Below are 25,189 nucleotides of genomic sequence, written 5' to 3' on the forward strand. Positions count from 1 at the left end.
CATGCAACGGGACACGCTGCCGCCGGAGGCGTTGGACCGGCTGGACGACGCCGCCTTTCGCCTGCAGGTGCGGGGCTGGATCGAGGCGAGCTACCCGCCGGACATGCGCTTCCCCCGCCGCCGGCTGCACTGGCACGAGAACAAGCCCTGGTACATGGCGCTGTCCCGCCAGGGCTGGCTGGCGCCGAACTGGCCTCGCGAATATGGCGGCATGGGGCTCGGCGCCACCAAGCAGCTGATCATGATCGAGGAGCTGGAGCGCCACGGCTGCGCCCGGGTCAGCGACATGGGGCTGATCATGCTCGGCCCGTTGCTGATCAAGCACGGGACGGAGGAACAGAAGCGCCGCTTCCTGCCCCGCATCCTTTCGGGCGAGGACATCTGGTGCCAGGGCTATTCCGAGCCCAATGCCGGTTCCGACCTGGCGGCGCTGCGACTGGACGCGGCGGATGCCGGCGGGCACTGGGTGTTGAACGGCCAGAAGACCTGGATCACGCTCGCCAACGATGCCAACTGGATCTTCGTGCTCGCCCGCACCGATAAATCGGGCAGGAAGCAGCAAGGCATTTCCTTTCTGCTGCTGCCGATGGACGCGCCCGGCGTTTCGGTGCGGCCCATCGTCAACCTCGACCTGCACGACGAGTTCTGCGAGGTCTTCTTCGACAATGTCCATGTGCCCAAGGACATGGTGGTGGGCGAGGTCAACCAGGGCTGGACCTATGCCAAGGCGCTGCTGGGCTTCGAGCGGATCGCCATCGGTTCGCCCAAGCTGTCCTCCAATGGCTTGGCGCGGCTGCAGGCCCTGGCGGTGGCCACGGGGCGGGACCAGGACCCTGCCTTTCTGGACCAGTACGCGCGCTTCAGCATGGAGCTGGCCGATCTGAAGGCGCTGTACGAATCCTTCGTGGAGAAGCTGAAGCGCGGCGAAACACTCGGGCCCGATGTTTCCATCCTGAAGATCGTGCAGACCGAGCTGTTCCAGCGCATCACCGACGCCATGCTGGAGATCGCCGGCGAGAACGCGGGTCTGCTGCACCCGATGCCGGGCGAGGGGCTGCATCCCGCCGGGCAGTTCCTGCTGGCCCGTCCTGCCACCATCTTCGGCGGTTCGTCTGAGATCCTGCGCAACATCCTCGCCCGCAACGTGCTGGATCTGCCGGCGTGAGTGGACCGCTGCCGCGCATCCGCGTGCTGGACATGACCCGCATCTTCGCGGGGCCCTGGGCGGCGCAGATCCTGGCCGACTTCGGAGCAGAGGTCGTGAAGGTAGAACACCCGCGTGGCGGCGACGATGTGCGCCGCATGGGCTTTCCGCAGATGGATGCGGAGGGGCGGCAAACCGGCGACACATCGTCGTTCCTCGCCATGAACCGCGGCAAGCGGTCCGTGGCGCTGGATATCGCCACGCCGGACGGGCAGCAGGCCCTGCGGGCGCTGATCGGCAAGGCCGATGTGTTGATCGAGAACTTCAAGGCCGGCAGCCTTGAACGCTACGGGCTGGACTACGCCGCCCTGTCCACGCTCAACCCCCGGCTGGTGTATTGCTCGATCACCGGCTTCGGGCAGGACGGGCCTTACGCCGCCTTGCCGGGCTACGACCCTATCTTCCAGGCCATGAGCGGGTTGCTGAGCGTTACCGGCAACGCGGAGGGCACGGCGGGCGCCGGTCCCGCGCTGGTGGGCTACAGCGTGTCCGACATCAATGCCGGTTTTTACGCCACCATTGCCATCCTGGCGGCGCTGCACCACCGCGACACCGTGTCCGGCCATGGCCAGCACATCGACCTGGCATTGCTGGATGCGCAGGTGGCGGCGCAGTCCCACATTGCCATGAACTACCTGGTGTCCGGCAGGATGCCGGTCCGCGCCGGGACGGCGTCGCAGATCAACACGCCCTGGCAAAGCTTCCAGACCGCCGACAGGCCTTTGATGGTGGCCGTGGGCAATGACCGGCAGTTCGCGCAGTTCTGCGAGGTGCTTGGCCTGCCGGACCTGCCGGCCGACCCGCGCTTCACGACAAACCGGCAGCGCATGGCGCATAAGCTGGAGCTGCTGCCCCTGTTGCAGCAGGCCTTGATGGCACGGGGTGCCGATCAATGGATGACGATGCTGAACGAGGCCGGCATCTCCTCCGGCCCTCTGAACGACTTCGCCGCGGCACTCCACGACCCGCAATTGCGCCATCGCGGCATGTGGGGGGAGATGCCGCATCCCCGGGCTGGCACCATGCCCTTTGTCGCCAACCCGGTGCAATTTTCCGGAACGCCCGTGACCTATGGCCGCGTGCCGCCGCAACTCGGCGAGCACACGGAGGAAGTGCTGGCGGAATGGTTGGGCACCGGGGCTGACAAAGCCTCATGATCCGCCCGCTGCCGCCGCATAATGCGCTGCGCCGGCTGCTGCACCCCGCCAGCATCGCGGTGGTCGGTGCCACCGCCCGGCCTGGCGCCTTCGGTGCGCGGGTGCTGGAAAACCTGGCCGGATACCACGGCGCGATCTGGCCGGTGAACCCGCGCTACGCGGAGCTTGGCGGGCGGCAATGCTATCCGTCGCTTGCCGATCTGCCGGCGCCACCGGACTGTGTCGCCGTGGCGGCGCCGCGAGAGGGCGTGGCGGCGGTGATGCGGGATTGCCTCGCGGCCGGTGCGGGCGGCGCCGTGGTCTTCGCCGCCGGCTATGCCGAAACTGGGCTGCCCGACCGTGTGGCGGAGCAGGCGGCCCTGGCAACGGTCGCCACCCGGCTCCCGCTTCTGGGCCCGAACTGCCTAGGCTTCGGCAATTTCCTGCTGGGCGCGGGCGTCACCTTTTCGGCCGGGCCGAGGCCCGTGGCGCCGGAAGGGCCGGCGGTCGGCATTGTCAGCCAGTCCGGCGCCCTGGGCTTCGCGCTGGCGCAGGCGGTGGAACGGGGCGTGGCCGTCAGCCATGTGCTGACCTGCGGCAATGCGGCAGGACTGGACGCCGCCGATCTCGTGGCCTTTCTGGCCGGGGAGCCGGGCTGCGCCGCCATCGTTTGCGTGCTGGAGGGGCTGGCGGAGCCACGCCGGTTGCTGGCGGCGGCATTGGCGATGCGGGCGCACAAGCCGTTGCTGGTGCACAAGATGGCCGCGGGACGCGATGGTGCGGCGGCCGCGCTGTCCCACACCGGCGCGGTGGCTGGCGGCCATGCCGTTTGGCGTGCCGCGCTGTCGGATGCCGGCGTGGTCCTGGTCGATGACTTCGCGGCCTTGATGGAAACCGCCGCCTTTTTCGCCAAGGCGCCGGCTTTGCCGCGCGCGCCGGGGGTGGCGGTGATCTCCACCTCCGGCGGTGCCGGCATTCTGGCGGCCGACGCGGCGGAGGGCCACGGCGTGCCGCTTCCGCAACCCGGCGCGGCGGCGGCGGCGGTGCTGGCCGCGCGCATTCCCGACTATGGCTCGACCCGCAATCCTTGCGACCTAACGGCACAGGTTCTCAACGATGCCGACGCGCTGGTGGCCTGCACCGATGCGCTGGCGGCCGACCCCGCCTTCGGCATGCTGCTCTATCCCAACACCCACGCCTATCCCTTTTCCACCAACCGCATCCCCCTGATGGCGGAGATCGCGGCGCGGCATGGCGGGTTTCTGTGCGTGCCTTGGCTGGCGGAGGTGCGGGAAGGGGAGGTCATGCGTCTTGCCCAGGCCGTGCCCGGCGCCGCCATGTTCTCGTCCACCGACCGCTGCTTCGCGGCGCTGTCCGCCTGGCAGCGGCGCGCGATCCACGCGGCCCGGCCGCCCGAGGCGCCGAGCCGCTTGCTGGGTGACGACCAGCTCGACCTCGCACGAAGGCTGCTGGCCTCGGCCCCGGGTCCTGTGATGACGGAATCCGCCGCCGCGGCGGTGCTGGCGGCCTGTGGGATCCCTGTGGCGGGCGGACTGCTGGTGCAGGACCTGGAGGGCGCGCTGGCTGCCGCCGGGACGCTGGGCTATCCCGTGGTGTTGAAGGCCGAAAGCCCGGACCTGCCGCACAAGACCGAGGCCGGGGCGGTGCGTCTGGACCTGCGGGACGCCGCCGCGCTGCGGCAGGCCCATGCCGAGATGACCGCCTCCTTGGCCACGCTGCGGCCGCCTCCGGTGCTTTCCGGCCTGCTTGTACAGCCCATGCTTCCGCGCGGGGTGGAGGTCATCGTCGGAGCGCGGCAGGACCCTGCCTTCGGGCCCGTCGTGGCGGTCGGGTTGGGTGGCGTGCTGGTCGAACTGCTGTCGGACATGGCCGTCGCCCCGGCCCCCCTCAGCCTGTCGCAAGCCCGGCGGATGCTGCACAGCCTGCGCGGCTTTCCGCTGCTGGCCGGGTTCCGGGGCATGCCGGCGGTAGAGCTGGACAGCTTGGCGGAGATCCTGTGCCGGGTGGCGGAGCTGGCTGCGGCGATTCCCGAGCAGCTCGCCGAACTGGATATCAACCCGCTCATCTGCGCGGGACAGCGGCTTGTCGCGGCGGATGCGCTGATTGCGCTGGCGCCCCCGCTGAAATCCGTGGACGCACCCAACTCCAAGGCGTAAAGGCTAATAATATAGCTTTATGTTTTAAGAGCGCCGGCCGATTGGCTGAGAATGCTCAGGAGGAATGCCCATGCTGACCCGACGCCACAGTCTCGCCCTCCTGGCGGCCGGCTGCGCCATGCCGCTCTGGCCCCGTGCCCTCCGGGCGCAGCCGCCCTTCCCGGACCAGCCGGTCAAAATGATCGTCCCCTTCGCGCCGGGCGGCCCCGCGGACATCATCGCCCGCATCATCGGCCAGGCCATGGGCGCCAAGCTGGGCCAGCCCGTGGTGGTGGACAGCCGCTCGGGCGCCGGCGGCGCCGTGGGGGTGGAAGCCGGGGCGCGCAGCCGGCCGGACGGGTTGACCACCGTGCTGGCCTCAACCGGCGCGCTGGTCGTGCTGCCGCACCTGATGCCGCGCATGGCTTACGACGCGCAGAAAGACTTGGCGCCGATCATTCAGGTGCTGTCGGTGCCGCAGATCCTGGTGGTGAGGAAGGGCCGCGGCGTGACATCGGTGGCCGAGGTCGTGGCGCTGGCCAAGCGCCAGCCTGGAAAGCTGACCTTCGGCTCCGCCGGCAACGGCAGCTCCCTGCATCTGGCGGGCGAGTTGTTCAAGCTGAAGGCGGGTATCGAGATCACGCACGTGCCCTACCGCGGCGCCGCCCCGGCGGTAACGGATCTGCTGGGGGGGACCATCGACATGATCCTGGCCGACGTGCCTGTCGTGCTGCCCCATATCCGCGGCGGCGAGTTGCTGGCGCTGGGTGTCACGGCCGAGCAACGCGCGCCCATCCTGCCCGACGTCCCCACCATGGCCGAAGCCGGCGTGCCTGGCGTGATCTCCGAAACTTGGTACGCCCTTTTCGCGCCGGCCAGCACGCCGAAGGACCGCATTGCCAAGTTGCATGACGCCGCGGCGGCGGCACTGCAGGACGATGCCGTCCGGCGGAGCCTGGCCGAGCAGGGTGGCCAGATCGTCGGCGGCACGCCGCAGCAATTGGCCGACTTCATGGTGTCTGAAAGCCGGAAGTGGGGCGAACTGGTCCAGCTGGCCAATGTGACGCTGAACTGAGGGAGCAGCCGGTGTCCAGCACCATGACCGACGACCGTGCCGAATCCCTGCGCATGGTCCGTGACAGTGCCGCCGCCGTCATCCCGGCGGATGGCGGCTTTGGACGGGTGCGGCGGCTGCGGTACACCATGCCCGGCTTCGAGCCCGCCGTATGGGCGGAGATGGGTGCCCTGGGCTGGATCGGCCTGCGACTGCCGGAGGAAGCGGGCGGCATCGGCCTTGGCATGTCCGAGGCCTGCGCACTCTACGAGGAGCTGGGTGGTGCCCTGGTGCCGGAGCCGCTGATCGCCGGGGCTCTGTCCGCCCGGGTGCTGGCGGCGGTGGGGGAAGCCGAGCTGCTGTCCGGCCTGCTGGCCGGGACGAAGCTGGTGCTGACGGCTTGGCAGCAGGACCCGGGCGTGCTGGACGTGCCGGGCTCCCCCGGTGCGCCCCGCTGCTTTTTGCCCATGGCTGCCGGTGCCGAAGCGTTTCTGGTGCCGGTCCGGCAGGACGGCAAGCTGACGGTGCGGCTGCTGAAAAGCGGTTCGGCTGCCCTGGAAATGTCTGAAACCCAGGACGGGGGCCATTATGGCATGCTGCGACCGGACGCCCTGGCCGGCCAGACGCTGGGTGGAGATGCCACTGACGCCCTGGCCACGGCGCTGGACGAGGCGGCGCTGGGGACCGCGGCCTATCTGCTGGGGGCGATGGAGCGCGCCTTTGCCATGACGCTGGGCTATCTCCGCGACCGGCACCAGTTCGGCAAGCCGTTAGGCAGCTTCCAGGCCCTGCAGCACCGCGCGGCAGACCTGAAGATCCAGCTCGCCCTCACCCGCGCCAGCGTGGAGGACGCCGCCGCCAAGCTGGATCAGGGCGCGGCGGGCGCCGCGCGGCAGGCCGTCGTGTCTCGGGCCAAGACGCGCGCCGCGGAAGCTGCGCTGCGCGTGACGCGGGAAGCGGTGCAGATGCATGGCGCCATCGGTTATACCGACGAACACGACGTGGGCCTGTTTCTGCGGAAGGCCATGGTGGTGGCCAACCAGTTCGGGTCCGCTGCTTTTCACCGCGCGCGCTTCATGCGGTATCATGCCGCGACCCAGGACTGACGGCGACAGTCATGGCCTGCGCTGGAGGGCGTCGAGGCGCATGACGCAGCGGCCCCGCCGCTGTTCCGGGCCGTGAAAGGCGCTATAGGGCGCCGCGAATGGCCAGGAGCATGGTGGTGGAGGAATGCACCGTAGAGCGCCTTGCCGCTTTTTCGGAAGGCTCGGCCGGGGGCAATCCCGCCGGCGTCGTGATCCATGAGCGCCTGCCGGACGAGGCGACGATGCAGGCCATCGCCGCGAAGGTGAATTACTCGGAAACAGCCTTCGCCGCACCGGAGGGCGATGCCTGGCGGGTGCGCTACTTCGCGCCGGAGATCGAAGTGCCATTCTGCGGGCACGCGACCATCGCACTCGGTGCCGCGCTCGCGCGCCGGCAGGGGGAAGGCTGTTTCCGGCTGCATCTGAATGACGCCCGGATCATGGTCGAGGGGCGACGCACAGGGGATGGCTATGCCGCCACCCTGCAGTCACCGCCGACGCAAAGCTGGCCGGCGGGGGCAGCGCTGGTAAACCAGGGCCTTGCGCTGTTCGGGTACGAGCATGCGGACCTCGACCCCCGTATCCCGCCCGCCGTGGCGGAGGCCGGAGCCCGCCACCTGATCCTAGCGCTGCGGGACCGCGGCCGGTTGGCGGCGATGCGGTATGACCTCGCCACAGGTCGCTCGCTGATGTTGTCCGAGGGCTTCGCGACGATCAGCCTTGTCCATGCCGAACGCCCCGGCCTGTTCCACGCCCGCAATCCCTTTGCGGCCGGCGGCGTCTACGAGGACCCGGCGACCGGCGCGGCCGCAGCAGCGCTGGCCGGTTACCTTCGCGACATCGATTGGCCGCATGGCGGGTCGATCGAGATCCTGCAAGGCCAGGACATGAACGTGCCGTCCCGCCTGCGGGCGGACATCACCCCGGTCACTGCGGCGAGCATCCGGGTTTCCGGCGAGGTGCGGGTCATACCGGCGTGAGCCGCGCCCGTTCGGCCATCTGCCCGGTTTCGTCATTCACCACTACAGCGCATGCGGGGCCGGAGCCGTGTTGCCATCCGTGAAGCGGGAAAGGCGGAATGGCGAAAGGTCCAGCGCCGGCCGCCCTTGCGCGATCCAGGCGCCCATCTGCCGCCCGACCGAGGGGCCGAGCGCGAAGCCGTGGCCCGAGAAGCCGGCGGCAATGAACAGTCCGGGCAGAGGATTGTCCATGATCGGGATGACATCCGGCGTCAGGTCAATGCGCCCGGCCCAGGCCGTTTCCAGCCCGATCTCCCCCAGATGAGGAAAGAGGGCCCGGAAGGCCGCGAGGTTGTGCGCGATCTTGCGCCGGTTGAACGGCGGCTCCGGCGCGGCGCCGGGGCTGGTGGCACGCAGCTGGGCCATGAATTCCCGGCCCAGCGTCAGCCGCAGCAGCCGCCAGTTGCGGCGGTAGGCTGGCAGGAAGTGCCGTAGCTGGCGAAAGGAGTTGGGGGTGATGTCATAGTCGCCGCCGACGCCCCGGTAGCCGTTGCCGATGACGAAGCGGCCATCCGGCCGCGGCCGGTAGGCGACCTTCGGCCCCCACATCGCGAGCTGCGTGAAAGGCGCGGCCGCCACGGTGCGGCCGACGGTGGATCGCACCACCTGCACTGGCATCGCCAGCCCCACCCCGCGCGCCAGCCCGGCGGCGCCGACGCCATTGGCCAGCAGCACCGCGCCGGCCCGCACAAGCCCTTGCGCGGTCACCACGCCTTCCACCGCGCCTTGCGCCAGGCTGACGCTCCTCACGGGCATGTCCGCGTGGATCTCCACGCCGGCCGCCTGCGCGGCGGCGGCGATGGTGGCGCTGGCCAGGGCAGGCTCGGCATAGCCGTCTCCCTCGGTCAGCAGGGCGCCGCGCCACTGGCCCGCGAGTTGTGGCAGCAGGGCGCGCAGCGCCGCCGGCGGCAGCAGGCGGGTACGCAGGCCGAAGCCCGTGGCCTGACGATGCGCGCCATCGATCATCGCCTCGTCGGCATCGGTCGCGCCGGGGGTCAGGATGCCGCCTGTCTGGAAGCCCGTGGCGGCGGCGCCGTGCTTGGCCGTCAGCTCGCGCCACAGCGCATTGGCTTCCGCCGCCAGCGGCAGCTCCGCCGGGTGGCGGCCCTGCTGGCGCACGAAGCCCCAGGCGCGGGAGGACTGCTCGGCGCCCGGCCGGCCACGCTCGAACACCGCCACGCGCAGCCCGGCCTCGGCCAGGGCCAGGGCGGTCGCGGTGCCGGTGATGCCGGCCCCCACGATGGCGACGTCGACGGATGAGGGCGTCATGCGTGCGGAACCTTCAGGCGGGAGGGCGCAGCGCGATGACGCTGCGGATGTGGTAGCGCATCTCGGCCGCGGCGATGCCGGCGTCGCCGCGTTGCATGGCGCTGAGGATGCGGTGGTGCTCGGCGATCACGCGCCCGGTCCAGTGCGGCCGGCGTTGCTCCATGCCGCGCACCAGGCATGCGCGATCGTTCATGGTTTCGAGCTGACGCAGCAGCGCGCCGTTGCCGGCGGCGCGCCCGATGCGAAGGTGGAAGTCGCCGTCCAGGCTGTTGAAGGCATCATAGTCCTCCGCCAGCAGGGCCTGTTGCTGAGCCGCGACGATGCTTTCCAGCGCCGGCACGCAGCCGGGTTCCCGCACCACGGCGAGGCCGACGGACATGCATTCCAGCGCCTCGCGCAGCTCGCACATCTCACGCACCTCGTCATCGGTCAGGCGGATGACGCGGTAGAAGCGGCCGAAGCGTTCCACCAGCCCGTCCCGCAGCAGCCGTTGCAGCGCTTCCCGCACGGGCGTGCGGCTGACCCCGAAGCGCTGTCCCAGCGCCACCTCCTGCAGCTGCAGGCCCGGCGGCAGGCGGAGCGAGGTGATCTCGGCCTTCAGCGCCGCATAAAGGTCGGGACCGCGCGAGGCGGTGGGATCATCCATGACGGAACATTTCAGTATGCCGAAATACGATGCAACGAGGCACCAAAGCGTGGGCACCCCGGCTTGACGAGCGCAATTTGCCGAAGATTCCAGCCTTGCGCCAGACGAGATACCGCGATGTATACTGAAATCGGTTGATCATCTCCGGCTTGGGGGCATCCGATGAACGAAGCTGCGCGTGGCGCCGGGCTGTCCCGGCGCGCTCTCCTGGCGGCCGGCACGGGGGCCGCGCTGTTGCCATTGGCAGGGCCCCGCGCGGCATTGGCCGCGCCTGGCGTGCTGCGCGCCGCCATTGCAGGCTACAACGTCATCAACACGCTGGACCCGGCGGTCGCCACGCTGATCCCGGAATACTACGTGATCTGGGGCCTTTATAACGGCTTGCTGAAGTTTGACGCGCAGATGCGCCCGGTGCCGGACCTGGCCGAAAGCTTCAAGGTCGCCGACGACGGCGTGCTGGAGTTCAAGCTGCGCGCCGGTGTCGCATTCCACGATGGCGGCGCGCTGACCGCCGACGACGTGAAGTTCACGATCGAGCGGCTGCTGGACGAGAAGACCCAGTCGCCCAATCGCAGCAAGGTTTCCGCCATCAGCGCGATCGAGGTGCCGGACCCGCTGACGGTGCGGCTGCGGACCAGCGCGCCCTTCGCGCCGTTGCTAACCTTCCTGACCAATGCCCGCACCGGCACGCAGATCCTGTCGCGCAAGGCCTTCATGGCCGATCCCGCGGGCTTCGGCCGCAAGCCGGTCGGCACCGGTCCCTACCGGCTGCGGAGCTGGGAAGCCAACCAGGCGCTGAAACTCTCTGCCTTCCCCGGCTATTTCGGCACCGCGCCGCTGATTCCGGAGGTGGAGATCCCGTTGATCGCGGAGGAAACCAGCGGCGTCACCGCCCTGTTGGGCCGCCAGGTGGACCTGACCAGCACCGCGCCCTTCGCCGACATCCCGGCGCTGGAAAAGAACCCGGCGATCAAGGTACTGAAGCAGCCCGGGCTGAACACCCGCTTTCTGTCGCTGAACAACCTCAAGCCGCCCTTCGACGACGTGCATTTCCGCCGCGCCGTGTCGCTGGCCATCAACCGCGACGTGCTGGTGCGGGTAGTGCTGTTCGGGGAAGGTTTCGCGACGCCGGGGCTGATCCCGCCCTCGCTGACCGCAGCCTTCGACCCGGCGCCGAAGCCGCTGTCGACCTTCAACGCCGCGCGGGCGCGGGAGGAACTGGCGAAGTCGAAATACGGCGCCGGCACCAGGGCCACGATCCTGACCTGGGGTTCCGGCTGGTGGAAGCGCATTGGCGAGGTGGTGGCGGCGCAGGTGAACCAGGTGCTGGGCACGCAGCTCAGCGTCGAGGTGACGGAGGCCAACACGGTATTTTCCCGCATCCGCGCGGGCGACTATCAGGCCGGGACCTGGGGCTGGCTCGGCATGATCGACCCGGACGAGTATTCCTTTGACCTGCTGCACAGCGAGGGCTGGCGCAACTTCGCCGGCTACAGAAACCCGAAGCTGGACGCCATGCTGGTCCAGGCGCGGCAGGAGCTGGATCCCGCGAAGCGCGGCGCGCTGTACCGCCAAAGCGAGCATCTCTGGATCGAGGACATGCCCGTTGTTCCGCTGTTCTGCTCCAACATCCACAACCTGATGGCCGCCAATGTCAGCGGCTTCACGCAACTGCCCTATTCCAACTTCGGCGACCAATTCGCCGGCATTAGCCTCGGCTAATGGCGGCGCCCGCCGCCCGCAGGATGTTCCGCCGCGCGGGCATCCTGCTGCTCACGCTGGCGGCCGGCGCGCTGGTGGTGTTCTTCGCCATGAAGGCCGCGCCCGGCGACCCGGCGTTGTCCGCGCTGGGCGAGAACGCGCGGCCGGAGCTGGTGGCCGCCTTTCGCCGCACCCACAATCTCGATCAGCCGGTGGTGGCGCAGTTCGTCGCCTGGATCACCGGCGCGGTTCGCGGCGACTTCGGCCGGTCGCTGACGCTGGCGGGCGGCGTGCCGGTGGGGCAACTGATCGCCGGCCGGCTGCCGGTCACCGCCTTTATCGGCCTTTACGCGCTGCTCATCGCCATCGGCGTGTCGCTGTTCGTGGGCACCGTCGCGGCCGCGCAGCGCGGGCGGTTTCTCGATACGGCGATGACCTCGCTGGCGGTGCTGGGCGTGTCGATGCCGGATTTCTGGCTGGGCTACGTGCTGGTGTTCTTTCTGGCGCTGAGCTTCCCGATCTTCCCCTCCTACGGCTTCGTTTCGCCGGCGGATTCCCTGCCGGGCGCGCTGCTCTCGGGCTTTCTGCCGGCGCTGGCCATCGCGGCGCCGATGGCGGCCGTGTTCTCCCGCGTGCTGCGGGCCGCGCTGCTGGAGGTGATGCACCGGCCCTACGTGCAGGTGCAGCGCTCGCTGGGCCATGGCCGCGCCTTCGTCTTCCTGCACAGCATCCTGCGCAACGCCTTGATCCCCTATGTCACGGTCATTGGCCTGCAGGTGCGCTACCTGTTGGGCGGCGTGGTGGTGATCGAGCGGGTGTTCGGCATCCCCGGCCTCGGTTCGCTGATAGTCGATGCCGCCTTCGGGCGCGACTACCCGGTGATCCAGGCCTGCGCGCTGACCTTCTTGGTCATTGTGCTGCTGACCAACCTTCTGGTGGACCTGCTCTGCACGCGGCTGGACCCGAGGGCGCGCGCGTGAAGGCCAACCGAACGCTGTGGCTGGGCGGCGGCATCACGCTGCTGGTGCTGCTGGCCATCATCCTCGGCCCGATGCTGTCGCCCTACGATGCCGAGGCGATGGACTTCATCGACGTGCTGACCCCGCCCGATGCCAGCCACTGGCTCGGCACCGATTCCTACGGGCGGGACGTGCTGACCCGCGTGCTGGCGGGCGGCCGCATTTCCTTCCTCGCCAGCTTCGGCGGCGTGGCGCTGGGCGCCGCCATCGGCACCGTGCTGGGCATGGTCGCCGCCTGGCGCGGCGGCTGGCGGGAGGCCGGGCTGATGTCGGCCTGCGACCTGCTCTTCGCCTTTCCCAGTTTCGTGCTGGCGCTGTTCATGATGGTGGTGCTGGGCTTCGGGCTGCACAACGTCATCATCGCCATCGGCCTCACCTATCTGCCGATCTTCGCCCGCCTGGCGCGCAACCTGACCCGCAGCCTGATGCACGAGCCCTTCGTGCAGGCGGCGCGGCTGATGGGCCAGCGGCCGGCGCGTATCCTGGCGGTCGAGATCCTGCCCAACATCCTTTCCACCCTGCTGGTGCAGGCCAGCGTCGGCGTCGCCTTCGGGGTGGTGATGGAGGCGGGACTCTCCTTTCTCGGTCTCGGCGTACAGCCGCCGACGCCTTCGCTTGGCGTCATCCTCGCCGATGGACGGGAATACTTCCAGCGCGCCCCCTGGGTGCTGACGTTGACCGGCCTCGCCGTCTCCGTCGCGCTGCTGGGCCTGAACCTGCTGGGGGACGGGCTACGCGACCTGACCGACCCACGGTTGCGCAGGGCGGCCGGGCCTTGAGTGGTGTGTTGCTGGAAACTCGCAACCTGCGCGTCCATGCCGGGCCGTTGGAGGTGGTGCGGCAGGTGGACCTGGTGCTGCATGCGGGCGAGACGCTGGGGGTGATCGGGGAATCCGGCTCCGGCAAGACCGTCACCTGCCTGGCGCTGCTGCGCTTGCTGCCGGATGGGCTGGCAGCCGCCGCGGATGCCATGGTCTGGCGCGGCACCGAGCTTGGTGGATTGAGCGACCACGACTTCCGGCCCTATCGCGGCCGGCAGATGGCCATGGTGTTTCAGGACCCGGTGGGCTCCTTCAACCCGGCCAAGCGCATCGGCTGGCACCTGCGCACGGCGCTGCAGCGCCGTGGCAGCCGGGACGCCTGGCGCCCGCGCGCCGCCGCGCTGCTGGCCGATGTCGGCATCCCGCGCCCGGACGCGGTGCTGGAACGCTACCCGCACCAACTCTCGGGCGGCATGCTGCAGCGCGCGCTGATTGCCATGATCGTGGCGCTGGAACCCGGGCTGATCATCGCCGACGAACCGACCACCAACCTCGACAACATTGTCGAGCAACAGATCCTGGCGCTGTTTCGCCAATTGCAGACGCGCCTCTCGGCCGGCTTCATCTTCATCACCCATGATATCGGCATCGCGGCGCAGATCAGCGACCGGCTGATGGTGATGTACGCCGGCGAGGTGGTGGAAACCGGCCCCGCCGCCGCCATCATGGCGGCACCCCGCCACCCCTATACCCGCGGGCTGATGGCCACCGCCCATGCGCTGGCATCCCGGGTGGAGACGCTGGCCGAAATTCCGGGCCAGTTGCCGCTGCCGGGCGCGCGCCCCACCGGCTGCGTGTTCCGCCCGCGATGCGCTTTCGCCCGCCCCGGATGTGAGGCACCGCAGCCGCTGCGCACCATCGCCCCCGGCCGCGAGATGCGGTGCCTGCTGAATGACTGAGCCGCTGCTGCGTATCGAAAACCTCATCCTCCGTTTCCCCGACCCGCAACGGGAGGGCGGCGTGCTGACGGCGCTGGACGGCGTCAGCCTGGACGTGGCCCCCGGCGAGATTCTCGGGCTGGTGGGGGAAAGCGGCAGCGGCAAGACCACGCTGGGCAAGACCGCGCTGCGCCTTTACGAACCGGAAGCGGGCCGCATCCTGCTGCACGGGCGCGACATCGCGCATTTGTCGGAGGCATCGCTGCGGCCGCATCGCCGCGCCATGCAGATGGTGTTCCAGGACCCGCTCTCCTCCTTCAACCCGCGCCAAAGCATCGCGACCGCCATCGCGACGCCTTTGCTGTTGCACCGGCTCTGCCCCAAGGCCGAGGTGCCGGCGCGCGTGCTGGCGATCCTGGAGGAGGTCGGGCTGCCGGCGGCCTTCGCACCCCGCTATCCGCACCAGATGTCGGGCGGGCAGTTGCAGCGCGCGGCGATCGGCCGGGCGCTGGCACTGTCGCCTGAGTTGATCGTGGCGGACGAGGCGGTATCCAAGCTCGACGTCTCGGTGCGCGCGCAGATCCTCAATCTGCTGCGGGACGTGCAGCGCCGCGCCAACCTAGCGATGATTTTCATCACCCATGATCTGCATGTGGCGCGCTTCCTGTGCCACCGCGTCGCCGTCATGCATTTCGGCAAGCTGCTGGAAATTGGCCCGACCGAGCAGGTCTTCGGGCACCCGCGACACGATTACACCAAGGCGCTGATCGGCACGCTGCGCCGGCCGGCGAAGGAGGGAGGCGACCCGCCATGACCAGGATGATGAGCCTCGGGCTTTCCATGCGCTACCTCGGCTACCATGCCGCCGCGTGGCGGCATCCGGAGGTCGACCCGGGCGGTGCCTCCGACCTCGCGCATTTCGCCGAGGTGGCCCGGCTGGCCGAGGCCGCGACCTTCGACATGGTGTTCCTGGCCGACGGCATCGGCATCCGTGCCAAGGACGAGCCGGCCGGCTCGCTCTGCCAGTCGGCGCAGACGGCGGAGCTGGAGCCGCTGACGTTGCTTTCGGCGCTGGCGGCGCTGACTAGCCGGATCGGGCTGGTCGCCACGGCCTCGACCACCTACAACGAGCCCTTCCACGTCGCACGCAAATACGCTTCGCTGGACCGCATCAGCGGTGGCCGGGCCGGGTGGAACATCGTCACCTCCTGGTCCGACGCCGAGGCGCAGAACTTCAATCGCGACAGCCACCTGGATTATGCCACGCGCTACGAGCGTGCCGCCGAGTTCGTCGAGGTGGTCAAGGGGCTCTGGGATTCCTGGGATGGCGACGCCTTCCGCCATGACAAGGCGGCCGGCGTATTTTTCGATCCCGCCAAACTGCATGTGCTGAACCACGCCGGCAAGCACTTCAAGGTGAAGGGCCCGCTGTCTGTCGCGCGCAGCCCGCAGGGGCGGCCGATCCTGGTGCAGGCCGGCGCTTCCGAGGCGGGGATGGAGATCGCCGCCGGCAGCGCCGACGTGGTCTATGCCGTGCCGCATGATATCGACACCGCCCGCACCTACTACGCCGGGCTGAAGCGGCGCGTGGCGGCGCAGGGGCGGGACCCGGCCCATCTCAAGATCATGCCCGGTATCACCCCCTTCATTGGCCGCACCGAGGCGGAGGCGCGGGAGAAATACGACCTGCTCAACGCCCTCGTGGCGCCTGAACTGGGGCTGTCCTACCTTTACGGCCAGATGGGCGACCTGTCGGGGCATCCGCTGGACGGTCCGGTGCCGGAGCCGAACGACCCCAAGGTGCGCAGCATCGCCCAGAATCTGTTGACCCTGGCGCGGCGTGAGGACCTGACGATCCGCCAGCTCTACACCACCATCGCCGCCGGCTTCGGCTCGCGCATCCTGATCGGCACCGCCGCGCAGATCGCCGACGAGATGCAGGACTGGATGGAGCGGGAAGCGGCGGACGGCTTCAACATCTGCCCGCCCGCGCTGCCCATCGGGCTGCGGGACTTCGCGGCGGAGGTGGTGCCGGAGTTGCGGCGGCGCGGATTGTTCCGGACGGACTATGCGGCGGCGACGTTGCGCGGGCATCTCGGCCTGCCGATGCCGGCCAGCCGCTACGGCACCCCGGTCATGCCAAGTCGGTGATCACGCGCCGCGGGGGCTTCGCGCGGCGGCGATTCCCGACCATGCTGCGGCGGACTGACGATTCCTCGGCCCTGCCGCGAGCGGCACGGCTTCCCGGTGCCGTGCCCGGCGCCCGACGGATGGAGCACGACGATGGCACGCAACTGGACGATGGCCGCCGGGGCGCTGGTCTTCGGGCTGGTCGGGGGCGCGCAGGCGCAGACGCTGACCATGGCGGTGCAGTCGACCTTCGGCATCGACCCGCACTTCTTTTTCAACGGCCCGAACATGGCGGCGGCGCGTCACATCTACGACACCGTCATCAGCCGCGATGCCGACAGCCGGCAGGTGCCGGGCGCCGTGCAGTCCTGGCAGGCCGTCGAGCCCACCGTCTGGGAGCTGAAGCTGCGACCGGGCGTCACCTTCCATGACGGAACGCCTTTCACGGCCGAGGACATCGCCTTCTCCATCGCGCGCATCCCTAACATTCCCGGCAATATCGGCCCCTACACCATCAACCTCCGGACCATCTCCCGCGTGGAGATCGTCGATCCGCTGACCGTGCGACTCCATACTTCGGAGCCCAACCCGGTGATCCCCGGGCAGTTGACCAATGTCTTCATCGTCTCGAAGCGGGTGGCGGAGAATGCCACGACGGCCGACTTCAACGCCGGCCGCGCCGCCATCGGCACTGGCCCCTATCGCGTCAGCGGCGGCGTGACGCCGAGCGGCCTGCAGTTGCGGCGCTCCGGGAATTACTACGGCGAACAACCGGCCTGGACCGAGGTGAACCTGCGCATCGTGCCGAACGATGCCGCCCGCCTGGCCGGGCTGCTGGCCGGGGACTTCGACCTGATCGAGGATGTGCCGAACGGCGACATCGCCCGGTTGCGGCGGGAGGGCCGCGTCAACGTGGCCAGCCGGCCGACCGACCGCATCATGTACCTGTCGGTGAACGTGGCGCCCGATCCGCTGCCGCTGGTGACCGGCGCCGACGGCCATCCGCTGCCTGTGAACCCGCTGTCCGACGTCAGGGTGCGCCGCGCCCTGTCGATGGCGATCGACCGCAAGGCACTGGCCGAGCGCACCATGGAGGGCATGGCTGTTGCGGCGGGCCAGCTGACGCCGGAAGGCTTCCTGGGCCACGATCCGGCGGTGGGCATCCCTGCCGCCGATGCCGCCGGGGCGCGCAGGCTGCTGGCCGAGGCCGGCTATCCGGACGGCTTCGGGCTCACCGTTTCCTGCTCCAACGACCGCTACGTCAACGATGCCCGCGTGTGCCAGGCCATCGGGCAGATGCTGTCCCGCGCCGGCCTGAAGATGACGGTGGACGTGACGCCGAGCACCGTCTTCTTTCCGCGCATCCGGCCGGACCGCGTGCTGTTGCCGCTGCATCTGGTCGGCCGCTCCTTCTCCTCCGGCGATGCGTCCTACGTCCTGTCCACCTCGTTCCACACGCGCGATGTTCCGGCGAATCTCGGCGGTGCCAACCGCAACGGCTTCAGCGTGCCGGAAATCGACCGGCGCATCCGCGAGGTGATGGTGCGGATGGATGACGGCCGGGGTGCGGCGCTTCAGGGGCTGATGCACGACGTCGAGCAGCTGGCGCCGCAGATTCCGCTCTATGTGCAGATGTCGGCGATCGGCACGCGCAAGGGCATCACCTACACCCCGCGGCTGGACGAGCAGGTGGTGGCGGCGCAGGCCCGCCCCACCGCGCCGTGAGAATCATCAGTCAGGAGCAGCCATGACCGGCAGACCCACCCTCTACGGCACGCGCCACGCGGTCTCGGCCGGGCATTACCTGGCGACCGCCGCCGGATATGCGGTGCTGGAAGGCGGCGGTAACGCTGTGGATGCCGGCGTCGCCGCCGGGCTGGTGCTGGGCGTGGTGCAGTCCGATATCGTCAACATCGCCGGCGTGGCGCCCATCATCCTGCGCATGGCCGATGGCCGGGTGGAAACCATTGCCGGCCTCGGCCACTGGCCGGCCGCGATGCCGGCGGATCTGTTCATGCGCGAGCATGGCGGCCGGATGCCGGTGGGCGTGCTGCGCACCGTGGTGCCGGCGGCGCCCGATGCCTGGATCACCGCGCTGGAGCGTCATGGCACGATGAGCTTCGGCGAGGTTTCCGCCGCCGCCATCCGCCATGCCGCCGACGGCTTCGCCATGCATGCCGCGATGGCCGACAGCATCGCCGCGCGCACCGAGGCTTACGGCCGCTGGCCCAGCACCGCCGCCATCTACCTGCCCGGTGGCCAGCCCCCCGTGGTGGGCGAGAAGTTCCTGCAGACCGACCTCGCCGCGACACTGAGCTACATGGCGGACCAGGAGCGCGCGGCGTCGGCCGGGGGCCGCATGGCCGGGCTGGCGGCGGCGCGGGACGCCTTCTACCGCGGCGACATCGCCGCGCGCATCGTCGCCTTCCAGGAGCAGGAGGGCGGCTATCTGTCGCGCGGTGACCTGGCGGGCTTCCGATCGCGCATCGAGGCGCCGGTGATGGCGGAATGGCGCGGTCACCGCTTCTACACCTGCGGCCCCTGGTGCCAGGGCCCGGCGCTGCTGGAGGCGCTGCTGGTGGCCGAGCGCATCGGGCTGGACGGGCTGGCGCACAACAGCCCGGCCTATCTGCACGTCATCGCCGAGAGCCTGAAGATCGCGCTGGCGGACCGGGAATACCATTTCGGCGATCCGCTGATGGTCGACGTGCCACTGGACCGGCTGCTGGCGGAACCGCACCTGGCCGCCCGTGCCGCGGGCTTCGATGCCGCGCTGGCCTGCCCCGACATGCCGCCGCCGCTGATCGGCAACGGCACCGAGATTCCATCGCCGACGCTGGAGAAGGCGCCGGAGATCGAGCAGGACACCAGCTATGTCTGCGCCGTGGACCGCTGGGGCAATGCCTTCAGCGCCACCCCCTCGGACGGCTCCTGGAACGTGCCGGTGGTGCCGGGGCTCGGCATCGTGCCCTCCTCGCGCGGTTCGCAAAGCCGGACGGATCCGGCGCATCCCTGCGGCGTCGCGCCCGGCAAGCGGCCACGCCTGACGCCGAACCCGGCGTTGGCGGTGTTGGCCGATGGCGGCGTCATGCCCTTCGGCACGCCGGGCGGCGACGTGCAGATCCAGGCCATGCTGCAGGTGGTGCTGAACATGCTGACCTTCGGCATGGAGGTGCAGGAGGCGATCGAGGCGCCGCGCGTCGCGACCTATGCCTTTCCCTCCTCCTTCGCGCCCTTCGAGCATTTTCCGAAGCGTCTGGCGGTGGAAGGGCGCATCGCCGCGCCGGTGCGGGAGGCGCTGTCAGTCCTGGGCCACGAGATCAAGCATTGGCCGGACTTTTCCTACCTCGCCGGCAGCGTCGAGGTGATCCGTACCGATCCGCGTACCGGGCTGATCGCGGCTGGCGCCGATCCACGGCGACCCGCCTACGCCATCGCGTCTTGAAAGGGCCGGGTTCCGCGCGCCAGCACGGCGCCGCGCATCCGCCGGCTCAGGCCGGCGGTGTTTCCAGCCCGGTCGGGTACAGGCGGCGGGTGTCCTCGCGCTTCTGCAGCCACCAGGCATAGGGGCGTGGCAGCAGCTCATGCGGCTGCGGCAGGCCCAGCGCGGCGGCGGCGTGCACCGGCCAGTTCGGGTCCCACATCATCTCGCGCGCCAGGGCCACCAGGTCGCAACGCCCCTCGGCGACGTAGCCTTCCGCCTGATGCGGGTCGGTGATCAGCCCGACCGCCATGGTGGCGATGCCCGTTTCGCGCCCGATATGCTCGGCGAAGGGCACGTGGTAGCCCGGCACGCGCGGCACGACGTGCAGCGTCAGGGGTCCCTCGATGCCGCCGGAAGAGCAGTCCAGCACATCCACCCCGCGCGCCTTCAGCTCGCCGGCCAGGACCGTGGTGTCCTCCAGGCTCCAGATGCCGCCGCGCCCGTCAACGCAGGAAGCGCGGAAGAACAGCGGCCGGTCGGCCGGCCAGGCGGCGCGCACCGCCTCGATCAGCTCCAGCCCGAAGCGCATGCGGCCCTGGATGTCGCCGCCATAGCCGTCGGTCCGGTGGTTGGTGATGGGGGACAGGAACTGCTGGATGATGTAGCCGTGCGCGCCGTGGATCTCGACGATGTCGAAGCCGGCGTCGAGCGAACGCTTCGCGGCCTCGACATGCAGCGCGATGACGTGGTGGATGTCGTCCGCGTCCATCTCCTTGGGCACCATTGCCCCTGGCTTGAAGGGGATGGGGCTGGGGGCGAGGCCGGACCAGGGCGGCCGGCCGGCGGCGGCATCGGCCTCGCCCAACGGTGCGAAGCCGTCCCACGGGGCGCGGGTAGCCACCTTGCGGCCGGCATGGCCAAGCTGGATGGCGGCGGCGGCGCCCTGGCCGCGGATGAAGTCGGTCACCCGGCGCCAAGCCTTGGCCTGCGCGTCGGTATAGATGCCCGGGCAGTCGTAGGTCTTGCGCGAGCGCTCGCTGACCGAGGTTTCCTCGCAGAACACCACGCCGGCGCCGCCCATGGCGAACTTGCCCAGATGCACCAAGTGCCAGTCGCCCGGTGCGCCCTCCACCGAGGAATACTGCGACATCGGCGATACGACGATGCGGTTGCGCAGCGTCAGTTCGCGCAGCGTCAGCGGCGTGAACAGGGCGGGCGTGGTCATGCTTCGTTTTCCGGTCAAAGGGCGGCGAGGCGGGCCAGGATGCCCGTGCGCAGCGTGTCGAGATGAGCGGCCATGGCGGCGCGTGCCGCGGCGGCGTCCCCGGCCGCCAGCGCATCGAGGATGGCGGCGTAGTCGGCGCAGGCGCGGGCCGGGTCCTCTGGCGGGCGGGGCGTGGCGAAGAGCAGCATGCGCCGCCGCAGGTCGGCCAGCACGCGCCCCATCGTGGCATTGTCGGCGGCGGCCAGGATGGCGCCGTGCAGGTCGAGGTCGATCGCCAGCCGGGCTGCATCGGGCCGCCCGCCGCCGGCCCGCAGCGCCCGCAGCCGGCCGTGCAGCGCCTGCAGCACGGCGGGTGGCACCCGCCCGGCGGCGGCGGCGGCGGCCTCGCCCTCCAGCAGGCGGCGCAGCTGCAGGACCTCCAGGAATTCCTCGATGCCGATGCGGCGGATGTACATCAGCCCGCCGCCCCGCCGGTCCAGCAACCCTTCGCCCTCCAGCCGCCGCAGCGCCTCGCGCACCGGGGTGCGGGAGATGCCCAGCTCGGCCGCCAGGTTGCGCTCCGACAGCGGCGCGTCCAGCGGCAGGCGGTGGGTCAGCAGCATGGCGTGCAGGCTGGCATAGGCCGTGTCCGCCATGTTGTCCCGCGCCTCGGGCGCGGGCAGGGGGTGGCTGGGCAGGTGAAGCCTCCTTGGCAGGCTGGTATAACGGCATTATACCACCTGCGCCCGAGCGGCAACCGGCCCGGCCAGAGGCCTTCCGCACGGCGCGCCACACGCCCACGGCCCACACCGCCCGGCCCCGCCGCCGGCAGACTGGGAACCGTCCGTCATGCTTCTGCCCCGCCGCCCGCTGCTGGCCGCCGGTACGCTGCTGCCGCTGCTGGCCCGCCCCGCGCTGGTGCGCGCCGCCGCCTATCCGGACCATCCCATCACATTGGTGGTGCCCTTTGGCGCCGGCGGCGGCAACGACGTGACGGCGCGCACGCTGGGCCAGTTCCTGGAGCGTGTGCTGGGCCAGCCCTTTGTGGTGCAGAACCGCCCCGGCGCGGGCGGCGAGATCGGCATCAATGCCGTGGCCGATGCCAAGCCGGACGGCTACACCTTCGGTATCCTCAACACCCCCGGGCTGGTCACCATCCCGATCGAGCGACGGCCGCGTTGGTCGCTCGACAGCTTCACCTTCGTGGCCGGGCTAGTGGACGACCCAGGCGTGATCGCGGTGCATCCCGACAGTGGCATCACCGACGCCGCGTCGCTGGTCGCGGCGGCGAAGCGGGAGGACGGTTTCACCATCGCGGCGCAGGGGCTCGGCTCCACCAGCTTCCTCAGCGTGCGGCTGCTGGAACAGGCGGCGGGTGCGCGGTTCGAGCCGGTGATCTACCCGGCCCTGCCGCAGGGTGTGCTGGCACTGGGCCAGCGCGAAGTGAAGGGTGCGGCCGCCAACATGGGCGAGGGGCTGGCGATGTCGGAGGGGAAGCCCTGGCGCATGGTCGGGGTGATGGCGGAACAGCGCGTGGGCGTTGCGCCGCAGGTGCCCACCTTCCGCGAGCAGGGTCTGGATGTCACGATCGGCAGCCTGCGCGGCTTTGTCGGTCCGAAGGGTATCCCGCCGGAGGTGACCGCACGGCTTGGCGAGGCCATCGAAGCGGTCTTCGCCGACCCGGCCTTTGTCGCCCTCGCTGCCCGCACGCAGCAACCGCTGCGGCTGCTGCGGCAGGCGGAATACACCCGTCACCTGCATGAGTCCGATGCGAAGTTCCGCGGCCTTTGGGCATCGCGGCCCTGGGTGTAGAGCGGGGCACCCGGCGCGATACGGTGTCCCGCCTGTTGCCGGGCTGGCCCCGGGTCAGGGACCACGGCATCCAATCCATCGCGTCCGGCAGGTGCCGGACGGGGTCATACCGTCAGCAGGCGCCGTATCGCGGTCTCGTCCAGGGCCGCCGCCTGTCCCGCCAGGGCCACCTCGCCCCGCACCATGATGGCGAGCTGGTCGCCCAGCTCGCGGGCGAACTCGTAATACTGCTCGACCAGCACCACCGCCATGTTCCGCTGCTTCGCCAGCAGTGCGATGACGCGGGAGATGTCCTTGATGACGTTGGGCTGGATGCCCTCGGTCGGCTCGTCCAGGATCAGCAGGCGGGGGCGGGCGGTCAAGGCGCGGGCGATGGCGAGCTGCTGCTGCTGGCCACCGGACAGGTCGCCGCCGCGCCGGCGCAGGAATTGCCGCAGGATGGGAAACAACTCGAAGACATCGTCCGGCACCCTGGACCCGCGCGGCGCGGCGGCCAGTGCCGTTTCCAGGTTTTCGCGCACCGTCAGAAAGGGAAAGATCTCCCGCCCCTGCGGCACGTAGCCGATGCCAGCGCGTGCCCGCTCCGCGGCGCCCAGCGCCGCGACGTCGCGCCCTTCCCAGAAGATGCGCCCGGCGCGGATGCGTTCCAGCCCGACGATGGCCCGCATCAGCGAGGACTTGCCCACGCCGTTGCGACCCATCACGCAGGTGACCCGGCCGGGGTCGGCATCCAGGGACACGCCGCGCAGCGCCCGGCTGGCGCCATAGGACAGGTCGATCTTCTCCACGCGCAGCATGTGCTCAGCGCCCCAGGTAAACGTCGATGACCTTGCGGTCGTTCTGCACGTGGTCGATGCTTCCCTCGGACAACACGGCGCCCTCGCACAGCACTGTCACCTTGCTGCCCAGGGCCCGCACGAACTCCAGGTCATGCTCCACCACCACGACGGAGCGGCGACCGGCGATGCGGCGCAGCAGCCCGGCGGTATGCTCGGTTTCCTGATCTGTCATGCCGGCTACCGGCTCGTCCACCAGCAGCAGTTCCGGCTCCTGCATGAGCAGCATGCCGATCTCCAGCCATTGCCGCTGCCCGTGGGACAGGATGGCGGCGCGGTCCCGGGTGCGCTCGGCGAGGCCGATCTCGGCCAGGGTCGCCTCGATCCGGCGGCGCGCCTCGGCGCCCAGGCGCCAGCGCAGGCACGACCAGGGGTCGCGTGGTGCCTTCAGCGCCAGTTCCAGGTTTTCGAACACCGTCAGCGCGTCGAACACCGTGGGCTTCTGGAACTTGCGGCCGATGCCGAGGTTGGCGATGGCGGCCTCGTCCAGCCGTGTCAAATCACGCTGGCCGAACAGCACGGTGCCGGCGGTGGGCCGGGTCTTGCCGGTGATGATGTCCATCATCGTGGTCTTGCCGGCGCCGTTGGGACCGATGATGGCGCGCAGCTCCCCCGGCTCGATGATCAGCGACAGGTTGTTCAAAGCCCGGAAGCCATCGAAGACCACCGAAACGCCGTCGAGGTAGAGGGCGCCGCCGGTTGTGGTGCTCACCGACCCGCCCCCCGTTGCATCAGGCCCACCAGCCCGCGCGGCAGGAACAGCGTGACGGCGACGAACAGCGCGCCAAGGGCGAACAGCCACAGGTCGGGCGCGAAGGAGGTCAGCCAGGTCTTCAGCGCATTCACCGAGAAGGCGCCGAGCAGTGCGCCCACCAGCGTGCCGCGGCCGCCGACAGCGACCCAGACCACCGCCTCGATCGAGTTGCCGGGGCTGAACTCGCCGGGGTTGATGATGCCCACCAACGGCGTGTAGAGCGCGCCGGCCAGCCCCGCCAGCATGGCTGACAGCACGAAGACCGAGAGCTTCACATGGGTGGTGTCGTAGCCGAGAAAGCGCACGCGGCTTTCGGCGTCGCGCACCGCCACCAGCACGCGGCCGAGCTTGGACCTGGTCAGGTGGCGGCACAGCAGCAGGGCGACGCCGAGCGAGGCCAGTGCCGCGTAGAACAGCATGCTGCGCGCGGCACCGGTGTTCAGCGGCACGCCCAGCAGTTCCTTGAAGTCGGTGAAGCCGTTGTTGCCACCGAAGCCCATGTCGTTGCGAAAGAAGGCCAGCATCAGCGCATAGGTCATCGCCTGCGTGATGATGGACAGGTACACGCCGGTGATGCGGGAGCGGAAGGCGAGCCAGCCGACCACGCCCGCCAGAAGGCCGGGGACGGCCAGCGCCATCAGCATGGCGAAGGGAAAGGAGGAAAAGCCCCACCAGGTCCAGGGCAGCTCCGTGTAGCCCAGGAACACCATGAAATCCGGCAGCACGGGGTGGCCGTAGACGCCGCGCGGGCCGATCAGCCGCATCAGGTGCATGCCCATGGCATAGCCCCCCAGCGCGAAAAAGGCGCCGTGGCCGAGGCTCAGGATGCCGGCGTAGCCCCAGGCGAGGTCGATCGCCAGCGCCAGGATGGCGTAGCAGATCCACTTGCCCGACACGGATACGATGAAGTCGGAGACATGGAGCGCACTGTCCGGCGGCAGCTGGTTCAGCACCGGCAGCAGGGCCAGCAGCGCGAGCCCCGCCAGCAGCAGCCCGCGCAGGACCAGAGGACCTTGAAGGCGCGGAGGCGCCGGCATGGTG

The 25,189-nt window shown here is 70.0% G+C and carries 22 protein-coding genes; 15 read left to right on the top strand and 7 right to left on the bottom strand.

The genetic code is table 11. From position 1 onward, the window contains the following. Window position 1 precedes the first annotated feature (1 nt). The 6 genes from IAI59_RS18230 (at window position 2) to IAI59_RS18255 (ending at window position 7,615) form a co-directional block, all read left to right on the top strand. Entirely contained in the window at window positions 2-1,165 is a 1,164-nt protein-coding gene (locus IAI59_RS18230) for an acyl-CoA dehydrogenase family protein (protein ID WP_207415804.1), read from the top strand. Next, complete coding sequence (locus IAI59_RS18235) at window positions 1,162-2,361, top strand: CaiB/BaiF CoA transferase family protein (protein ID WP_237181234.1); 1,200 nt, start codon at window positions 1,162-1,164, stop codon at window positions 2,359-2,361. The genes IAI59_RS18230 and IAI59_RS18235 overlap by 4 nt, the downstream gene beginning before the upstream one ends. Further along, complete coding sequence (locus tag IAI59_RS18240; protein WP_207415805.1) at window positions 2,358-4,517, top strand: acetate--CoA ligase family protein; 2,160 nt, start codon at window positions 2,358-2,360, stop codon at window positions 4,515-4,517. Before IAI59_RS18235 ends, IAI59_RS18240 begins: the two co-directional genes overlap by 4 nt. A gap of 70 nt (window positions 4,518-4,587) precedes the next feature. Continuing rightward, on the top strand, window positions 4,588-5,571 hold the full coding sequence (locus IAI59_RS18245) for a Bug family tripartite tricarboxylate transporter substrate binding protein (RefSeq protein ID WP_207415806.1): 984 nt from the start codon (window positions 4,588-4,590) through the stop codon (window positions 5,569-5,571). Between the two features lie 11 nt (window positions 5,572-5,582). Beyond that, a complete protein-coding gene (locus IAI59_RS18250; RefSeq protein ID WP_237181235.1) occupies window positions 5,583-6,656 on the top strand; it encodes an acyl-CoA dehydrogenase family protein in 1,074 nt (357 codons plus the stop codon). A 110-nt stretch (window positions 6,657-6,766) separates the two neighbouring features. Further along, window positions 6,767-7,615 carry a PhzF family phenazine biosynthesis protein gene (locus IAI59_RS18255; protein ID WP_207415807.1) on the top strand — a complete coding sequence of 283 codons (849 nt, stop codon included), beginning with the start codon at window positions 6,767-6,769 and terminating at the stop codon, window positions 7,613-7,615. 42 nt (window positions 7,616-7,657) lie between these two features. On the opposite strand, the gene IAI59_RS18260 is transcribed toward IAI59_RS18255, so the two are convergent. Together IAI59_RS18260 and IAI59_RS18265 are read right to left on the bottom strand one after the other, a co-directional pair. Then, on the bottom strand, window positions 7,658-8,923 hold the full coding sequence (locus tag IAI59_RS18260; RefSeq protein WP_207415808.1) for an NAD(P)/FAD-dependent oxidoreductase: 1,266 nt from the start codon (window positions 8,921-8,923) through the stop codon (window positions 7,658-7,660). 13 nt (window positions 8,924-8,936) lie between these two features. After that, window positions 8,937-9,569, bottom strand: coding sequence for a GntR family transcriptional regulator (locus tag IAI59_RS18265; RefSeq protein ID WP_207415809.1), 633 nt, complete (start codon window positions 9,567-9,569; stop codon window positions 8,937-8,939). Window positions 9,570-9,731: 162 nt separating this feature from the next. On the opposite strand from IAI59_RS18265, the gene IAI59_RS18270 reads away from it, so the two are divergent. The 8 genes from IAI59_RS18270 to IAI59_RS18305 all read left to right on the top strand — a co-directional run bounded on the left by IAI59_RS18270 (window position 9,732) and on the right by IAI59_RS18305 (window position 19,563). Then, the gene (locus tag IAI59_RS18270; protein ID WP_207415810.1) at window positions 9,732-11,291 is read left to right on the top strand and encodes an ABC transporter substrate-binding protein; all 1,560 of its coding nucleotides are present in this window, start codon (window positions 9,732-9,734) and stop codon (window positions 11,289-11,291) included. Beyond that, entirely contained in the window at window positions 11,291-12,250 is a 960-nt protein-coding gene (locus tag IAI59_RS18275; protein ID WP_207415811.1) for an ABC transporter permease, read from the top strand. Before IAI59_RS18270 ends, IAI59_RS18275 begins: the two co-directional genes overlap by 1 nt. Next, window positions 12,247-13,068 carry an ABC transporter permease gene (locus tag IAI59_RS18280; protein WP_207415812.1) on the top strand — a complete coding sequence of 274 codons (822 nt, stop codon included), beginning with the start codon at window positions 12,247-12,249 and terminating at the stop codon, window positions 13,066-13,068. Before IAI59_RS18275 ends, IAI59_RS18280 begins: the two co-directional genes overlap by 4 nt. Window positions 13,069-13,073: 5 nt before the next feature. Then, window positions 13,074-14,009 (top strand): ABC transporter ATP-binding protein, encoded by a 936-nt coding sequence (locus IAI59_RS18285; protein WP_237181239.1) that lies wholly within the window; start codon window positions 13,074-13,076, stop codon window positions 14,007-14,009. After that, window positions 14,002-14,802 (top strand): ATP-binding cassette domain-containing protein, encoded by an 801-nt coding sequence (locus IAI59_RS18290; RefSeq protein ID WP_207415814.1) that lies wholly within the window; start codon window positions 14,002-14,004, stop codon window positions 14,800-14,802. The genes IAI59_RS18285 and IAI59_RS18290 overlap by 8 nt, the downstream gene beginning before the upstream one ends. Then, a complete protein-coding gene (locus IAI59_RS18295) occupies window positions 14,799-16,139 on the top strand; it encodes an LLM class flavin-dependent oxidoreductase (RefSeq protein WP_207415815.1) in 1,341 nt (446 codons plus the stop codon). Before IAI59_RS18290 ends, IAI59_RS18295 begins: the two co-directional genes overlap by 4 nt. A gap of 132 nt (window positions 16,140-16,271) precedes the next feature. After that, window positions 16,272-17,843 (top strand): ABC transporter substrate-binding protein, encoded by a 1,572-nt coding sequence (locus IAI59_RS18300; RefSeq protein WP_207415816.1) that lies wholly within the window; start codon window positions 16,272-16,274, stop codon window positions 17,841-17,843. 22 nt (window positions 17,844-17,865) lie between these two features. Then, on the top strand, window positions 17,866-19,563 hold the full coding sequence (locus IAI59_RS18305) for a gamma-glutamyltransferase family protein (RefSeq protein ID WP_207415817.1): 1,698 nt from the start codon (window positions 17,866-17,868) through the stop codon (window positions 19,561-19,563). 46 nt (window positions 19,564-19,609) lie between these two features. On the opposite strand, the gene IAI59_RS18310 is transcribed toward IAI59_RS18305, so the two are convergent. Both IAI59_RS18310 and IAI59_RS18315 read right to left on the bottom strand, forming a co-directional pair. Next, window positions 19,610-20,767, bottom strand: coding sequence for an NADH:flavin oxidoreductase/NADH oxidase (locus tag IAI59_RS18310; protein WP_207415818.1), 1,158 nt, complete (start codon window positions 20,765-20,767; stop codon window positions 19,610-19,612). A gap of 14 nt (window positions 20,768-20,781) precedes the next feature. After that, window positions 20,782-21,402, bottom strand: a complete 621-nt coding sequence (locus IAI59_RS18315) for a GntR family transcriptional regulator (RefSeq protein WP_207415819.1) — start codon at window positions 21,400-21,402, stop codon at window positions 20,782-20,784. Between the two features lie 193 nt (window positions 21,403-21,595). On the opposite strand from IAI59_RS18315, the gene IAI59_RS18320 reads away from it, so the two are divergent. Further along, the gene (locus IAI59_RS18320) at window positions 21,596-22,558 is read left to right on the top strand and encodes a tripartite tricarboxylate transporter substrate binding protein (RefSeq protein ID WP_207415820.1); all 963 of its coding nucleotides are present in this window, start codon (window positions 21,596-21,598) and stop codon (window positions 22,556-22,558) included. 104 nt (window positions 22,559-22,662) lie between these two features. Here the strand turns inward: IAI59_RS18320 and urtE are convergent, their stop codons facing one another. From urtE to urtC, 3 genes are read right to left on the bottom strand one after another with little or no spacing between them, the layout of a single operon-like run. Next, entirely contained in the window at window positions 22,663-23,355 is a 693-nt protein-coding gene (gene urtE, locus IAI59_RS18325) for an urea ABC transporter ATP-binding subunit UrtE (RefSeq protein ID WP_207415821.1), read from the bottom strand. Window positions 23,356-23,359: 4 nt separating this feature from the next. Beyond that, window positions 23,360-24,106 carry an urea ABC transporter ATP-binding protein UrtD gene (gene urtD / locus IAI59_RS18330; RefSeq protein WP_207415822.1) on the bottom strand — a complete coding sequence of 249 codons (747 nt, stop codon included), beginning with the start codon at window positions 24,104-24,106 and terminating at the stop codon, window positions 23,360-23,362. Beyond that, window positions 24,103-25,185, bottom strand: a complete 1,083-nt coding sequence (gene urtC / locus IAI59_RS18335) for an urea ABC transporter permease subunit UrtC (protein WP_207416086.1) — start codon at window positions 25,183-25,185, stop codon at window positions 24,103-24,105. The genes urtD and urtC overlap by 4 nt, the downstream gene beginning before the upstream one ends. Window positions 25,186-25,189: the final 4 nt, after the last annotated feature.

Source organism: Roseomonas haemaphysalidis (assembly GCF_017355405.1).
GTDB lineage: Bacteria > Pseudomonadota > Alphaproteobacteria > Acetobacterales > Acetobacteraceae > Pseudoroseomonas > Pseudoroseomonas haemaphysalidis.